13 protein-coding genes are annotated in these 16,870 nt (G+C 30.8%); 4 read left to right on the top strand and 9 right to left on the bottom strand.

Translation table 11 applies throughout. The annotated features are described in order from the left end of the window. Positions 1–8 precede the first annotated feature (8 nt). The 8 genes from ACN0WB_RS00745 to lpxB form a co-directional block, all read right to left on the bottom strand. Positions 9–2,483, bottom strand: coding sequence for a zinc-dependent metalloprotease (locus ACN0WB_RS00745; protein WP_417427853.1), 2,475 nt, complete (start codon positions 2,481–2,483; stop codon positions 9–11). Positions 2,484–2,517: 34 nt separating this feature from the next. Beyond that, positions 2,518–3,924: a 23S rRNA (uracil(1939)-C(5))-methyltransferase RlmD gene (rlmD, locus tag ACN0WB_RS00740; protein ID WP_417427851.1), complete on the bottom strand. Its 1,407-nt coding sequence runs from the start codon at positions 3,922–3,924 to the stop codon at positions 2,518–2,520. 191 nt (positions 3,925–4,115) lie between these two features. Further along, a complete protein-coding gene (locus ACN0WB_RS00735; protein ID WP_417427849.1) occupies positions 4,116–5,603 on the bottom strand; it encodes a TlpA family protein disulfide reductase in 1,488 nt (495 codons plus the stop codon). Between the two features lie 217 nt (positions 5,604–5,820). Next, positions 5,821–6,582: a succinate dehydrogenase/fumarate reductase iron-sulfur subunit gene (locus tag ACN0WB_RS00730; RefSeq protein ID WP_417427847.1), complete on the bottom strand. Its 762-nt coding sequence runs from the start codon at positions 6,580–6,582 to the stop codon at positions 5,821–5,823. A 23-nt stretch (positions 6,583–6,605) separates the two neighbouring features. Beyond that, positions 6,606–8,618: a fumarate reductase/succinate dehydrogenase flavoprotein subunit gene (locus ACN0WB_RS00725; RefSeq protein WP_417427845.1), complete on the bottom strand. Its 2,013-nt coding sequence runs from the start codon at positions 8,616–8,618 to the stop codon at positions 6,606–6,608. Between the two features lie 13 nt (positions 8,619–8,631). Continuing rightward, positions 8,632–9,294, bottom strand: a complete 663-nt coding sequence (locus ACN0WB_RS00720) for a succinate dehydrogenase cytochrome b subunit (RefSeq protein WP_417427843.1) — start codon at positions 9,292–9,294, stop codon at positions 8,632–8,634. Positions 9,295–9,392: 98 nt separating this feature from the next. Continuing rightward, positions 9,393–11,120 carry a ComEC/Rec2 family competence protein gene (locus ACN0WB_RS00715; RefSeq protein WP_417428738.1) on the bottom strand — a complete coding sequence of 576 codons (1,728 nt, stop codon included), beginning with the start codon at positions 11,118–11,120 and terminating at the stop codon, positions 9,393–9,395. Positions 11,121–11,165: 45 nt separating this feature from the next. After that, positions 11,166–12,278 carry a lipid-A-disaccharide synthase gene (lpxB, locus tag ACN0WB_RS00710; protein ID WP_417427841.1) on the bottom strand — a complete coding sequence of 371 codons (1,113 nt, stop codon included), beginning with the start codon at positions 12,276–12,278 and terminating at the stop codon, positions 11,166–11,168. 81 nt (positions 12,279–12,359) lie between these two features. Between lpxB and ACN0WB_RS00705 the strand changes: the two genes are divergently transcribed. Next, a complete protein-coding gene (locus tag ACN0WB_RS00705) occupies positions 12,360–12,869 on the top strand; it encodes a DUF2480 family protein (protein WP_417427839.1) in 510 nt (169 codons plus the stop codon). 44 nt (positions 12,870–12,913) lie between these two features. Next, positions 12,914–13,189 (top strand): 30S ribosomal protein THX, encoded by a 276-nt coding sequence (locus tag ACN0WB_RS00700; protein WP_417427837.1) that lies wholly within the window; start codon positions 12,914–12,916, stop codon positions 13,187–13,189. Positions 13,190–13,218: 29 nt separating this feature from the next. On the opposite strand, the gene ACN0WB_RS00695 is transcribed toward ACN0WB_RS00700, so the two are convergent. Further along, a complete protein-coding gene (locus tag ACN0WB_RS00695; RefSeq protein ID WP_417427835.1) occupies positions 13,219–13,887 on the bottom strand; it encodes a DUF937 domain-containing protein in 669 nt (222 codons plus the stop codon). Positions 13,888–14,117: 230 nt separating this feature from the next. Here ACN0WB_RS00695 and aspS point away from each other — a divergent pair, with 230 nt between their 5' ends. Beyond that, on the top strand, positions 14,118–15,866 hold the full coding sequence (aspS, locus tag ACN0WB_RS00690; RefSeq protein ID WP_417427833.1) for an aspartate--tRNA ligase: 1,749 nt from the start codon (positions 14,118–14,120) through the stop codon (positions 15,864–15,866). 62 nt (positions 15,867–15,928) lie between these two features. Further along, complete coding sequence (locus ACN0WB_RS00685) at positions 15,929–16,867, top strand: dihydroorotate oxidase (RefSeq protein ID WP_417427831.1); 939 nt, start codon at positions 15,929–15,931, stop codon at positions 16,865–16,867. Positions 16,868–16,870: the final 3 nt, after the last annotated feature.

The raw sequence follows: 16,870 nt of genomic DNA, 5'->3' as shown, positions 1-16,870 counted from the left end.
TATTGGTTTTATTTATCAGGATTTAATGCTTTATCAATTCTATATTGCAAATCTTGATTGTGATATTGAAGCACTTTATCCGATGGATTTTTTGCTTTTAAATCTGTTTTAATGTCATTTAAAGTTCCTTTTACAATAGGAGAAATATCAGATTGATCCATTATTGGTTCTTGAGATGAAACTAATTTAATTAAGGAATCTACAAAATTTCTTTGCAAATTTCTTTGATATAAATCTGGAGAATTATTTTCGAAAATAGAAGATTTCAAATCTGTTAAATAATCTACTAAAGAATAAGCGTTAGAATCTACAGATTGAGATTGGTACATTTTCTTTAAAACTGCAGAACTCAAAATTCTAGAAAATACACGGTTTTGCAATCCTTCAATTATTTCAATTGGAGAATCACCAGTTTTCTCATAAACTTCTTTTTTAAGGAGCCAAGTTGGAGTTTCAAAAATATTTTTATTTAAAAAATCTAAAGCACTTTTTTGGTCTTGTTTTGAGACTATTTCATAAACAGAACCGCTTTGTTCCATTGTTTTCGGAGTTTCCATTTCACCACCAATATATTTTGAAACATGTCCTAAATATCTGGAAAATTGTCCCGTTACTTGTTTGTAAATTTCAGAAAGTCCTTTATAATCTTCATTTGGTTTTGCCGTCCAAGAATCTAAATTATTAAGAATTACTTTTAAATTTTTTATTCCATAATCACTTGCAATCATTGCGTTATCTCCAACTTGCTCACTTTGTGAACGTGGATCAAATGGATTACTTTCTGTTCCAAACCACAATCTTTGGTTTTTTAAATTTTTAATTGTCCATTGGTTTAGAAAAGCTTTTTCTTTATCGGGACTATTATATTGATAAAATCTTCTGTAACCCCAATCAATTGCCCATTTATCATAATCACCAATTCTCGGCATTAAATTTTCTGGAGAAATGTGATCTTCTGGTTGCGCAACATAATTAAAACGTGCGTAATCCATAATTGAAGGTGTATGACCATTTTTAGTTAGCCAATTATTATCTCTTAATTTTTCAACAGGAACCGTAGAACTCGAACCAAAATTATGTCGCAAACCGAGTGTGTGTCCAACTTCGTGTGAAGAAACAAAACGAATTAATTCACCCATTAATGCATCATCAAAAGCCATTTTTCTTGCTCGTGGATCATTTGGAGAAGCTTGTACAAAATACCAATCACGAACCAAGCTCATTACATTATGATACCAATTGATGTGGCTTTCCAAAATTTCTCCTGTTCTTGGATCTGAAATTGAAGGTCCGGAAGCATTTGGAACATCAGAAGGTTTGTAAACAATTCCTGAAAATCTTGCATCTTCTAAACTCCATTCTGGATCATCTTTTGCGTTTGGAACTTTTGCAATAATTGCATTTTTAAATCCGGCTTTTTCAAAAGCTTTTTGCCAATCATTTACGCCCGCAATTAAATATGGAACCCATTTTTTTGGAGTTGCAGGATCAATGTAGAAAATAATTTGTTTTGCAGGTTCCACTAATTCACCTCTTTTATATTTTTCTAAATCTGCTGATTTTGGCTCTAATCTCCATCTTTTTATAAGACGAAGTTTTTTTACACCTTGCGGGTCTTCATCAAAATCTGTGTAACCCACTGCAAAATATCCTACTCGCGGATCAAAATATCTTGCTTGCATTTTATTTTCGGGAAGCAAAACCAAAGAGGAATTAATTTCCACAGTATAATTTCCGCTAATTTCTGGTTTTTCTCTTCCAGGAGGAAATTTAATATTTCCAAATGTTCTTGCAAAAGTTTTAGTGGTATTAATTTCAATATTATTGGGATAAGATTTTATGAAATTAATGTAAGATTTCTCTTTATCAAATTTACCTACTTTAAAACTTTTCTTAGTATTTGCTTCAAAAGAAACCAAATCATTGTCTGAGTTTACAAGATCTGTAACATCTATTACGGAAGATTTTTTGTCTTTTCCAAAAGCTTTAATGTCAAAAGCAGCTACAATTGATTGTACATTATTTCGCATCACAGAATTGTACATTTGGGAAGTAGAATCTTTCGCGTAATCTTGGAAAGAAATAGAACGGATAAAGATTTTATCATTTGGTCCTTTCTCGAAAGAGATTACATTTTGCCCAATTTGATCTCCTGCATAACCCGTGAAGCCAGAGCGCATTTCTGCTGCAGCTTTTGTCAATCTTGTTACTAAAAGAAAATCTTTTTTTAAAGCTTGATTAGGGATTTCAAAATAATATTTATCTTCTACTTTATGTACTTTAAAAATTCCATCATCAGTAATTGCTTTTGCTGTAATTACTTCAGAATAAGGTTTTATTTTTTCCTTTTTCTTGTCTTTACTTGCGTCCGTTTTTGTTTTTACGGTGTCAGTTTTTGCTTTGGTTGTTTCTTTCTCTTGAGCAGAAAAAGTTGTAAAGCCAACTAAAAATAGGGGAATTAAAAAAAATCGAAAATGGTTCATAAATTTTATTTTGGTTAAAGATAAAAAAAAACTTCTATTTTCTAATTAAAAGCGCAATGTTTTCCACGTGATGCGTTTGTGGAAACATATCGACTGGTAAAATTTTTATCAAAATGTAATTGTCTTTTAATAAAGCCATATCTCTCGCTTGTGTTGCAGAATTACAACTCACATAAACAATCTTTTCTGGTGCTAAATTTAGAATTTGTTCTACCACTTTTGCGTGCATTCCGTCTCTTGGTGGATCTGTAATTAAAACGTCTGCTTTTGGATGATTTTCTAAAAATTCTTTGGTGAAAATATCTTTCATATCACCACAGAAAAATTCACAATTTTCTAAACCATTGAGTTTTGCGTGTTCTTTTGCAGCAGCAATTGCTTCCGGAACAGATTCAATTCCGATCACATGTTTTGCTTTTTTCGCCACATATTGTGCAATAGTTCCTGTTCCAGTGTATAAATCATAAACTACGTCATTCTCTGTAATCTCTGCAAATTCTAAGGTTTTCCGATAAAGATTTAAAGCTTGTTGATAATTGGTTTGAAAGAAAGATTTCGGTCCAATTTTAAATTTTAAACCATCCATTTCTTCCATTAAAAATCCATCACCATGATAAATTTCTATATCTAAATCATAAATAGAATCATTTAGTTTGGGATTAATCGCATAAACCAAAGTTTTAATTTCAACAAAATTCTCTAATAAATAATTAAATAATTTCTCTTGATTTTCTTTTTCCTCACGATACAATTGAAATAAAACCATCCATTCTCCCATAGAATTCTGGCGCAACATTAAAGTTCTTAAAAATCCACTTTGATTTTTTACATCAAAATATTCCAAACCATTTTCATCTGCGAATTTTTTTACAGCAAGACGGATTTGGTTTGAAGGCGCTTCTTGCAACCAACATTCTTTTAAATCTAAAATTTTACTCCACATTCCAGGAATGTGAAATCCGAGAGCATTTTTATTATCAATGTTTTCACCAGAATTTATTTCGTCTAAAGTCAGCCATTTTGCATCTGAAAATGAAAATTCCATTTTATTTCTGTAGAAATATTGCTCTTTTGCTCCTAAAATTGGAACACATTCAAAATTTTCAAAACCGCCAATTCTTTTGATATTATTATAAACTTCATCATTTTTAATATCTAATTGTTTTTCATAAGACAAGTTTTGCCATTTGCAACCACCACAAACACCGAAGTGAATGCATTTTGGATCAACACGAAATTCAGAAGGCGTAATTAAATTTAAAACGTCACCTTCAAAATATTTGCTTTTAGATTTTCTAACTTTCACATCCACAACATCTCCGGGAACTGCACCTTTTACCAAAACTGTTTTTCCTTCAATGGTTTTTCCGATCGCAACTCCTTTTGCACCAGCTCCGTAAATATTGATGTTATCGAGAATTAAGTTGGTTTTTCTTTTCATCTATTTTAAGATATTAATTAAAAAAACAGGCGAAAGAGCCTGTTTTTCTATAGTTCTTTTCGGTTGTAAATTTCCGAAATTATTTTTAGAAATAAATTTAACCGAAGTATTATTTAAAATTACTTTGCTTCTTTTGGTTTTTCTTCTGAATGTGGAAGTAATTCTGCTCCAGGTAACATACTTGGCGGAAGTTATGGCGCAGCTTCGGGCGCTTTTAAGCCAGTAAGTTTATCCAAAATCGTAACGATTTCTGGGTCACCTAAATTTACAAAATAATGTCCTTCAATTTTTCCATCTTTATTCAAGACTAAAAATCCAGGAAGTTTAAACCCGTAAATTCCAAAATCTTTTGCAAATTTTGAGTTAATTCCGCCTTCTGCATAAGCGTTTGTTCCGGGTAAACCTTTTAACATTGCGCCACTTGTTTTGATGAATTGTTCTTTGCTATCATCTAAATTCACATAAGCGAAATTCATTTTAGATTTATAAAATTCTACAACTTCTTTTAAAACTGGGGTAGATTGTGAAATATTCCGATTCCAAGATGCGTAAAACATTACTAAACTTGGTTTTCCTTTTAGATCAGAAAGACTGAATTTAGAACCATCTGCTTTTATTAAATTACTTTCAGGAAGTGTGTCTCCTTGTTTAAATCCAGCTAAAACAAATTCTATCTTTTTTAAATCTTTTTTTACAGTTTCATTTTTAATTTCAGAATCTATAATTTTATTCACTTTTGCTTCGGACTCTTTTGTAGCGCCCATATTTAAATCTGTTTGAGCAATTACATAAGCTAAAATATAATCTTTAGTAGTTTGTGAAAAATCCTTTTTAGTTTTTAATAATTCACTTAAAATCTGCGAAGTAGAAAGGTCGCCTTTTTTATTATGAGCGGCAGAATATTTTTGAAATTCATCACTTAAAGTACTTAAAATGTAACTTCTGTATTGTGGATGATTTTCTACTAATCTATCATTGTTTTCTTTTAAAGTATTTTCATAATCTGTGAAGTTTTTCGAAACTTTAAATGATGGATTTTGTATGGCTTGTCCGTGATTAACTTTATATTGACTTAAAAGTCCCAACAAATTTGTTGATAGTTCATCTTTTTTCCATTGAACTGCATCTTTATCTGCGCTAAATTTTTTCGCATTTTCATCAATACTCTTATTAATATCTTCTTCTATTTTTTTAGATTCTTTTAAAAATGCTGGTTCATCTTTTTTAATTAATTCTCCCATATTTATTGAAGAAGAATAGTTTTGTAAAAATAATTCTACATTTTTTAGAAAATCATTATTGTTTTTTGCGCTTCCAGTTACAGCATATTCTGTAGGGAATAGTGTGGCGTCTCCAGTTATTTCTGCTTTTTCCCCACCTTTAAGATAAATCATACCTTGTTTTCCACCATAAGTGATGACGTACATTCCATTTTTAGGAGCTTCAAAGCTACCTTCAAAATTTCCGTTTTTATCAACACCTAAATTTATCAAAGGTAAAGTTGCAACGCCAGAAGATTCTATAAATTCTATACGTTCTAACGGATTTGCATTGGTAAGTTTACCTTTTATTTCTACTTTTTTGGAGCAAGAAGTCATCATAATGGCGAGGAAAAGCATTGCAACAACTTTAAAAGCGTTAGAAAAATTAATTTTCTTTTTTAAATCTTTAAGTATCATTTTCTTAGAGTAATTATAATTTTGGCAAAAGTAAGTAATTAGTTTATAATGAAACAGATTAAAATTGATTTTATGTAAAATTTAGCGTTTAAAATGAATTCTATTTTTCTTAATCATCTTAAAAGAAAAAATACTTATTTTTTTTTAATTATAGAGAAATATAAAGAAAAAACCTTTCAAAAAATTGAAAGGTTTTAAGAATATTAAAAAAAGTTTTTTAATCTAATTTTGCTGAGAAGTACTCACGATTCATTTTTGCAATAACGCTTAAAGTAATTCCTTTTGGGCATTCTACTTCGCAAGCGCCCGTGTTGGAACAGTTTCCAAAACCTTCTTCATCCATCGCAGAAACCATATTTAAAACACGGCGTTTTGCTTCAATTTTTCCTTGTGGTAGAAGTGCAAGTTGAGTTACTTTTGCACCAACAAATAACATTGCAGAACCATTTTTACAAGTGGCGACACATGCGCCGCAACCGATGCAAGCTGCAGCATCCATTGCATTATCAGAATTTTCTTTTGGAACTAAAATACTATTTGCATCTGTTGTATTTCCGGAAGTATTTACAGAAATAAATCCACCAGCTGCCATAATTCTGTCAAAGGAACTTCTATCTACAACTAAATCTTTTATAACAGGAAAAGCGGCACTTCTCCACGGTTCGATATGAATAGTTTCTCCATCTTTAAAATGGCGCATGTGCAATTGACAAGTTGTTATTCCTGTGTCTGGACCGTGCGGTCTTCCATTAATATATAAAGAACACATTCCGCAAATTCCCTCTCTACAATCGTGGTCAAAAGCGATAGTTTCTTTTCCGTTTTCTATTAATTGTTCATTGAGCATATCCAACATTTCTAAGAATGAAGAATCTGTGGAAACATCTGAAATTTTGTAGGTTTCAAATTGCCCTTTTGATTTATTATTTTTCTGTCTCCAAATTTTTAGAGTCAGGTTTAAGCCTTTTTTTGTACTCATTTTCTTATTAAATTATTTGGAGATTATTTATAACTTCTTGTTTTAACTTCAACGTTTTCATAAATTAAATCTTCTTTGTGCAAGACTTCTTTATTAATATCTGGTCCATTATATTCCCAACAAGACACAAATTTAAAATCTTCATCATTTCTTTTTGCTTCTCCTTCTGGTGTTGAATATTCTATTCTATAATGACCCCCGCAACTTTCATTTCGGTTTAAAGCATCTTTTGCGATTAATTGACCTAATTCTAAGAAATCTGCAACTCTTCCTGCTTTTTCTAATTCTGCATTCATTTCATTTGCACTTCCAGGAACACGAACATTTTGCCAAAAATCTTGTCGAACTTCTTCTATTTCTTTAATCGCTTCTTGTAAACCTTCTGCATTTCTCGCCATCCCAACTTTGTTCCACATAATATGACCCAATTTTTTATGAAAGTGATCTACAGAATGGGATCCTTTGTTATTAATAAAAAATTGAATTCTATCTTTTACTTCTTTTTCTACAGAATTAAATTCTTCTGTATCTGTAGGAATTTTCCCCGTGGAAATATCTGCGGCTAAATAATCAGCAATGGTATAAGGTAATACAAAATAACCATCCGCTAAACCTTGCATTAATGCAGATGCGCCTAATCTATTTGCACCGTGATCAGAAAAATTAGCTTCTCCAATTACAAAACAACCCGGAATTGTAGATTCTAAATTATAATCCACCCAAATTCCGCCCATTGTATAATGAACTGCAGGGTAAATTTTCATTGGTGTTTCATAAGGATTTTCAGCTGTGATTTTTTCATACATGACAAATAAATTACCATATTTTTCTTCAATCCAAGCTTTTCCAAGTTCGTAAACTTGTTGTTCTGTTGCATTATGAATGTTTTTTTCTAAAACTGCTTCACGACCTTTTTTCAATATTTCTGTATGGAAATCTAAAAAAACACCTTCTTGTGTGTCATTATTTTCAATTCCGAAACCCGCATCGCATCTTTCTTTTGCAGCTCTAGAAGCAACATCTCTCGGAACTAAATTTCCAAAAGCTGGATATCTTCTTTCTAAGTAATAATCTCTATTTTCAGCTGGAATGTCTTTTGCTTTTAATCTCCCTTCTCTTATTGCTGCTGCATCTTCAATGTTTTTTGGCACCCAAATTCTTCCAGAATTTCTAAGTGATTCTGACATTAAAGTTAATTTTGATTGTGCAGTTCCATGTACAGGAATGCAAGTTGGATGAATTTGCACGTAACAAGGGTTTGCATAATAAGCTCCTTTTTTATGAATTTTCCATGCTGCAGAACAGTTGGAACCCATCGCGTTTGTGGAAAGAAAATAAACATTTCCATACCCTCCAGAAGCAATAACTACTGCGTGTGCAGAATGTCTTTCTATTTCACCCGTTACTAAATTTCTTGCAATTATTCCGCGCGCTTTTCCATCTATTAAAACCAAATCCATCATTTCATGACGGTTATACATTTTAACTCTTCCTTTTCCAATTTGCCGACTTAATGCAGAATAAGCGCCTAATAAAAGTTGTTGACCAGTTTGTCCTTTTGCATAAAAAGTTCTTTTCACTTGAACACCACCAAAAGAGCGGTTGTCTAATTGTCCACCGTAATCTCTACCGAAAGGAACACCTTGAGAAACACATTGGTCAATTATATTTGCAGAAACTTCAGCTAATCTGTAAGTGTTTGCTTCTCGAGATCTATAATCACCACTTTTTATGGTGTCATAAAATAATCTGTAGATAGAATCACCATCACCTTGATAATTTTTAGCGGCATTTACACCACCTTGCGCAGCAATAGAGTGTGCTCTTCTTGGAGAATCTTGGAAGCAAAATGCTTTTACATTATAGCCTTGTTCTGCAAGAGTTGCAGCAGCGGATCCACCGGCTAAACCTGTCCCAATAACAATTATATCTATTTTGTCTCGGTTATTGGGAGACACCAAATTCATGTGATCTTTATGATTTTCCCATTTATCTTTTAACGGGCCTGCTGGAATTTTTGAATCTAATTTACTCATAATTTGTTGAGGATTATTGATTTACAAAATGAAAAATAGCGATTACAATAAAAGCTAAAGGAACTAAAATAGAAAACCAAGTTCCAAAACCTTTGATAAAAGGCGTATATTTTGGATGTCTTGCTCCAATTGATTGAAAACTAGATTGAAAACCATGTGACAAATGCAATCCTAAAAGAACAAACGCAACTACATATATTATAACTCGCCAAACGTCAGCAAATTTCTCATGAAGTTCTATCCAATATCTACTTGGATTTTCTGGCAAAATTTCTATATATTTATAATTCATTTCATGCATCCAAAAATCATAAAAATGTAATCCTAAAAAAGCCAAAATAACAAATCCAGTAATTAACATATTTCTAGACATCCATGTAGAATTTTTAGAACGCGTATTCATGCCATACTTTATCGGTCGTGCATTATTATTTTTAATTTCTAAAATTAATCCCATTACAAAGTGAAAAACCACACCAATCATTAATATTGGTTGAAAGAAATATTGTATAAAAGGATTATAGCCCATAAATTGCGACGCCTCATTAAATGAATCTTTGCTAAAAATAGAAATCATATTTAGCGAAACGTGCACTACTAAAAAAGAAAGCAAAAGCAGTGCTGAAATTGCCATTGCATATTTCCTGCCGATTGAGGATGTGGATAAACCAGCCATAGTTGTGAAATTTGAATTTCCACAAAGTTAAAGAATGTTAAAGGAACTGAAAGTGAGAATTATCAGAATTTTTTAGTTTGTAATCTTTCTAAATAAGATTAATTCAAAGGATATGCTTTTTTATTAATTAATATTAAATTGGTATTTTTAGGAAAATATTTAATTTTATATTTTTGAGTTCTTCTCACCGTTAAATAAGGATTTATAATATATTTTTCTAATTTTTCTGTATCCGAGTTTTCTGGTAGTAAAAACAAAACTTCATCTCCTTTTTTTATAGAAAGCAAGTTTTGTTTAAAATAAGTATGCGTTATAACTTCACTTTTTTGGTATTGCTGAAAATTAAATATAATTCTCACAAAAATAAATAACAAGAATGTGAAAGCAAAATTAAAAGTATTTTTCCAAGAAATTTTTCTTACTAAAATTCCGAATGAATAAATTGAAATAAAAAGAAAAGTAATTTCTAATAAATTCAAATCAATATTTCTAGTCATTGCAAAATCTAAACTTGCAAACCAATGGATTAATTTTAATAATTTCAAAATCATAAAATCATAGATAGAATTTAACCAAATAATATTAAAATTTAAACCTAAAATAATTGCAAGAAATAAAGAAAAAGTGATGATAATTTCCGCTAATGGAATCACCACTAAATTGGCAATGATAGAGATAAATGAAAATTGATGAAAATAAAAAATCACCAAAGGCAAAGTTGATAATTGTGCTGCAATTGTAATAACAAAGATACTTTTCAGAAAGTTTAAAGCTGAATATTTTGAATGAGGAAGTAATTCTACAAGTGGTTTATTGAGCCAATAAATTCCTAAGACGGCGCAAAAGCTTAGTTGAAAACCCACCTCAAAGAATTGTTGTGGACTGCTTATTAAAATAATTAATCCGGCCAAAGATAATGCGTGTAATAAATCTGGTTTTCGTTTTAAAAGCAAATAAATCATATAAGTGGAAATCATAATGCAGGAGCGGACTACAGAATTTCCAAGTCCAATAAAAACCGCAAAACTCCAAATGAAAATTAAACTTAAAATTATAGCATAATTCCGAAATTTTACAGGAAATATTTTAAGAAAGATAAAATAAATTACGGCAAAAATAATTCCGATATGTGTTCCAGAAATCGCCAAAAGATGAATTAATCCACTGTTTTGAAAATCTGAAACCGTTTCTGTATCAAGTTCCGTGCGATCGGCAAGAATAATTCCTTTCAAAAAAGAAGCACTTTTTACACTTAAACTACTCGTAGAAATTCTAGTTAAAATCTTGAGTCTTTCGTTTTTTATTTTTTCAGATACTGAAAGTGATTTTTTTGTACTCTGTTTTATATTTCCAGGTAAATAAGCCAGATAAAATATATTTTTTCGAGCTAAATATTTTTGATAATTAAAAATAAAATCCGCGTAAGGCTTTTCTGTTTTTTGAAGACTAACTTCGGCTTCATAAAAATGTGAAAAGTTTAATTCTGATTGGTCTTTTGGAACTGTAATAACTGCATTGAATTCAGAATTATTTTTATAGAAAACTACTTCGTAACGTCGGTTTTTTGATGTGCTATTTAGTTTTTTATTTAGACTAAAATAGAGGTTTTCTTTTTTGTTTAGAGCAATATTTGGCGCTTCATATTGCTGCATTTTGAAAACAAAAATACCAAGACAAAACATTGAAAATAGGAGAATTATATTCTTAAATTTTTGAATATAATATGATTTTAAGAAAACAAAAAGCAAACTTATAAATCCTATAAATAATAAAATATAAATAGTTTTAAGAGAAAAATTGAAATAATCTTGAGAAATAATTCCCAAAATGAGTAAAATGAGCAGAACTAAAAATGGCTGCTTTTTCAAATTTTACATTTTTAAAGTTTTTATAATTATTTCTGCTGCATTTTCACTTGCTCCTTTTCCGCCTAATTTTTGACGTAATTCTGCAAAATCTTTTAACATTTTTTCTCGTTTTTTGCCTTTTAAGATTTCTTTTAAATTAGACACTAAATTCTGAGTATTTAATTGATTTTGAATTAATTCTGTTACAATTTCTTTATCCATAATTAAATTAACCAAAGAAATATATTTTAAATTTTTCACCACGCGTTTTCCTATTTCATATGAAACACTACTCGTTTTATAACACACAATTTCGGGAACATTTAGAAGTGCAGTTTCCAAAGTTGCAGTCCCAGAAGTGACGAGTGCAGCGGAAGAACAACGCAATAAATTATAAGTTTTATTCGAAACAAAATGTACATCATCATCCACAAAATTTTGATAAAATTCTTTTGTTAAACTTGGCGCACCTGCAATTACAAATTGAAAATCTTTAAAATGTGGACGCACAGAAAGCATTATTTCTAACATTTTTTTCACTTCTTGCTCTCGAGAACCTGGAAGCAGGGCAATAATTTCTTTTTTGTTTAAACTATTTTCTTGCTTAAATTGCTCACAATCAATTTGTTTTATGTCAGAAATGGCATCTAAAAGAGGATGTCCTACAAAGTGCGTGTGAACGGAATGTTTTTGATAAAATTCTTTTTCAAAAGGCAAAATAACAAGCATTTCATCCACATATTTTTTTATTTTTTCTACTCTTCCTTCCTTCCACGCCCAAAGTTGTGGTGAAATATAATAAATAACTTTTATGCCTTGTTTTTTTGCATATTCTGCAATTCTTAAATTAAAACCCGGATAATCAACTAAAATTAAAACATCCGGTTTATAATTTAGAATATCTTTTTTACAAAATGTAATATTTTTTAAAATGGTTGAAATATTTTTTGCTACTTCAAGAAAGCCCATAAAAGCTAAGTCTTTGTAATGTTTCACCAAAGTTCCTCCCATTTTTTGCATCAAATCTCCACCCCAAAATCTAAATTCTGGGTGGGAATCTTTTTGCATTAAAGCTTTCATAAGATTGCTTCCGTGCAAATCTCCAGAAGCTTCGCCTGAGATGATGTAGTATTTCAAATTATTATTGCTTAAATTTTAAAAAGTTAGTCTTTATCAAAGTTAAATTAATTAAATTAAATTTGCTAAAAGTTATTCAAAATGTCAGAAGAATTTGAAATTAAAAATAAAATAGCAGAAAGTGGTCTTATTAATTTTGATATTTCTACGCTTTCACCAAAAGGAAAAAGAATTGGTATAGATTTAAAAGAATTTCTATTTCAAGGTTTGGTTCTAAAAGAAAAAGACTTTAGGAAAGATGTGGAGAATTTAGATCTAACTTTTTATAAAGACGCTTTCGTTTATATTTATTGTTCCGCAGATGCCATAATTCCTTTATGGGCTTACTTTTTAATTACAGCAAAAATTACTAATGTTTCAAAAAAAGTGGTTTTTGGAAACTTAGAAGATTTAGAAGTTTTGTTAATGCATAACGCCATTCAAACTTATGATTTTTCTGAACTTGAAGGTAAAAGGGTTTTAGTAAAAGGTTGTTCAGAAGAAAAGATTCCCGAAAATGCTTACATAGAATTAGTGGAACAACTAAAACCTATGGTAAAATCTTTAATGTTTGGTGAAGCTTGTTCTAATGTTCCGATTTTTAAGAATTAATTTAATTTTTTTTACTAACTTCGTGAAAACTAAATCAAAACATTATGGGAAAAGGCGATAAAAAAACAAAACGTGGGAAAATAATAGCAGGAAGCTATGGAAAATCGAGAATGAAGAAAGAATCTGTTCCACTTTATACAGCATCAACAGAGCAAAAAGCAAAAGTTGAAAAAGCGCCAAAAGATGAAGTAAAAAAAGAAGTGAAACCAAAAGCGAAAGTAGCCACTAAAAAAGCGGTAGAAAAAGAGACAAAAGTAGAAAAGAAAGAGCCCAAAACGGCAAAACCAAAAGCAGAAAAAACAAAAAAAGCTGAAGATTAATCTTCAGCTTTTTCTTTAAAAAAAGTTAATCATTTTTCGCCAAACAAACCTCCTAAAAGCCCACCTAAAATTCCGTCATTTTGTGATGCTTGTTTATTTTTTTCGCCGAGAACACCTCCTAAAATATTACTTAAAGGATTTCCAGAATCTGCGCTTGAATTTCCACCACCCAAAACACTTCCTAAAATATCGTTTATTGGATTTGTGGATTCATTTTCCGCTTGTTGCGAAGCATTTCCTAAAATCCCACTTAATAAATCGCTTATTCCACCACCAGAAATCACACCATTTGACTGTTTTTCTTTACCGATAAAACCCATAATTATCGGAGCCAACATCGCTAAAATTGGTCCGATTTTATCCATTGAAATTCCTGTTTTTGCAGATAATTGATTTTCAATTTGAGGTTTTTCGTTACCAAAAATATGACTTAAAATAGAATTACCTTCATCTTGTCTCTCCGCCGCTTGTTCAGGATTATTTAAAATACTTCCATCATGATCTTTATCTAAAGCCGTATTTAATTTATTTGCTTCTTCCGGATTGTCGTGAGATTTTTTCCTTAGATAAGAAATAACTAATGGAGCGGCTACAGCAAGAAGCGCAATTATTTGTGATTTATCAATACCAAATTTATTTCCTGCTTTTTCTGCAACTTGGTTTCCCGTATTTCCTGTAATTAAATCAATTAAACTCATATTACGTGTTTTAAATTTTTAATAGTTAATAAAATTAGATATTATTTTATTTTCAAAATTATTTTTATTCATAAACTTTAGTTAAATATTTAATTAAGTTTCATTTTTAAAGCTTTATTTTTCAATCATTTTCACAATCACAGTCAAAAGTTTATCTTTGCAAGTAGATTTTTTTAAATAAATTTTAGAGAATTAATTAACAAATTAAGATCTAATTAAAAACAATTTTAATGTTCAGAAGCAATACAAACGGAGAATTATCAAGCAAACAAATTGGTCAGAAAGTGATACTTTCCGGCTGGGTTCAAACTATCAGAAACAAAGGTTTTATGATTTGGATTGATTTGCGAGACCGTTATGGAATTACACAATTGGTTTTTGATGAAGAAAGAAGCAGTAAAGATTTATTAGAGTCTGCAAAAAAATTAGGAAGAGAATTTGTGATTCAAGTGGAAGGTGAAGTAATAGAAAGATTAAGTAAAAATCCAAATATTTCAACTGGCGAAATTGAAATTTTAGTTGAAAAATTAACGATTTTAAATGAATCTTTAGTTCCGCCTTTTACAATTGAAGATGAAACCGACGGTGGCGAAGAACTTCGCATGAAATATAGATATTTAGATATCAGAAGAAATACGGTTCGTGAAAAACTGATTTTTCGTCATAAAATAGCGCAAAAAGTTAGAAATTATTTATCCGACCAAAATTTTATAGAAGTTGAGACGCCAGTTTTAATTAAATCTACACCCGAAGGAGCGAGAGATTTCGTGGTTCCAAGTCGGATGAATCCAGGACAATTTTATGCTTTGCCACAATCGCCGCAGACTTTCAAACAATTATTAATGATTGGCGGAATGGACCGCTATTTTCAAATTGTAAAATGTTTCCGTGATGAAGATTTGCGTGCAGACAGACAACCAGAATTCACCCAAATCGATTGTGAAATGGCTTTCGTAGAACAAGAAGACGTTTTGGAAATTTTCGAAGGAATGACTCAATCTTTATTAAAAGATATTACGGGAAAAGATTTTGGGAAATTCCCAAGAATGACTTTTGATGATGCGATGAAAACTTACGGAAATGACAAACCAGATATTCGTTTTGATATGAAATTTGTCGAAGTTAATGATTTGGTTAAAGGCAAAGATTTCAAAATATTTGATGATGCAGAATTGGTTGTCGGAATTAATGTGGAAAATTGTGCAGAATATACCAGAAAACAAATTGATGCTTTAGGAGATTTTGTAAAACGTCCACAAATTGGCGCTTCAGGATTGATTTGGATTAAATTTCAACAAGATGGAATTGTAACTTCTTCTGTAAATAAATTTTTTAATGAAGAAGATTTAAAGAAAATTATTGAAAAATTCGGCGCTAAAAAAGGGGATTTAATTCTCTTAATGAGCGGAAATGAAAATAAAGTGAGAACTCAACTTTCTGCTTTAAGAATGGAATTGGGAAATCAATTAAATTTGAGAAATCCGAAAGAATTTGCGCCACTTTGGGTAGTCGATTTTCCACTTTTGGAATGGGACGAAGAAACCGAAAGATTTCACGCAATGCATCATCCTTTCACTGCGCCAAAACCTGAAGACGAACATTTATTAGAAAATAATCCGGGAAAAGCCAGAGCAAATGCGTACGATTTAATTATAAATGGAAACGAAATTGGCGGCGGTTCTGTACGGATTTTTAATAAAGATTTACAGTCAAAAATGTTTGATTTACTCGGTTTTACGAAAGAAGAAGCAGAAGCGCAATTTGGTTTTCTAATGAACGCATTCAAATATGGCGCTCCGCCGCACGCAGGTTTGGCTTTTGGCTTTGACCGATTAGTCGCAATTTTAGACGGAAATGAAGTCATCAGAGATTACATTGCTTTTCCAAAGAATAATTCTGGAAGAGATGTGATGATAGATGCGCCTTCAAAAATTGTGGATTTGCAGTTGGAGGAGTTGGCTTTGAAAATTAAGAATTAAAATATAAGCGGGCTTTGTTCCCGCTTTTTTTATAGATTTAAATTAAATTATTTTAGAAAAATATGATAAACTTAAAATCAAAAATCGGGCAATTTGAATTTGGGAATCCTCTAATGAATGCTTCTGGTGTTTGGTGTGAAAACGCTGAAAAATTAGATGAAATGAAAAATTCTTCGGCAGGAAGTTTCGTTACAAAAAGTGCAACGCCGCATTTGCGAGAAGGAAATCCTTCGCCGAGATATGTGGAAGTTCCGCTTGGAAGCATTAATTCTATGGGTTTGCCGAATTTGGGTTTTGATTTTTATTTAAACTATTCATTAAAATTTCAACAAGAAAATCCAGGAGAAATAAATTTCCTTTCAATTGCAGGAATGAAACCAGAAGATAATTTGGAAATGCTTCATAAAATTAATGAAAGTGATTTCAAAGGTTTTACAGAACTAAATTTATCTTGTCCAAATGTTCCCGGAAAACCACAAATTGGGTATGATTTTGAAGCAACCGAAAATATTTTAAATAAAGTTTTTGAATTTTTTAAAAAACCAATTGGAGTAAAATTACCGCCTTATTTTGATATTGTTCATTTTGATGAATTGGCAGAAATTTTAAATAAATTTCCTTTGTCTTACGTGAATTGCATTAATTCCATTGGAAACGGTTTGTACATTGATACGGAAAATGAAAGTGTGGTTATAAAACCAAAAGATGGTTTCGGCGGAATTGGCGGAGCTTATGTAAAACCAACCGCTCTTGCCAATGTTCGTGCTTTTTATACGAGATTAAATAAAAAAATTAAAATTATTGGCTGCGGCGGTGTGGAAAGTGGCAAAGATGTTTTTGAACATTTACTTTGCGGTGCAGAAATGGTACAAATTGGTTCTCATTTAGCAAAAAATAATACTAATGTTTTTGATAAAATTTTAGCAGAATTAGAAGAAATTATGGAACAGAAAGGCTACAAAAAAATTGATGAATTCAGAGGAAAATTGAAGAGTTTGTAGAAA

The organism is Halpernia sp. (assembly GCF_048269545.1).
Lineage (GTDB): Bacteria > Bacteroidota > Bacteroidia > Flavobacteriales > Weeksellaceae > Halpernia.
This window is presented reverse-complemented; position numbering and strand designations above follow the sequence as displayed.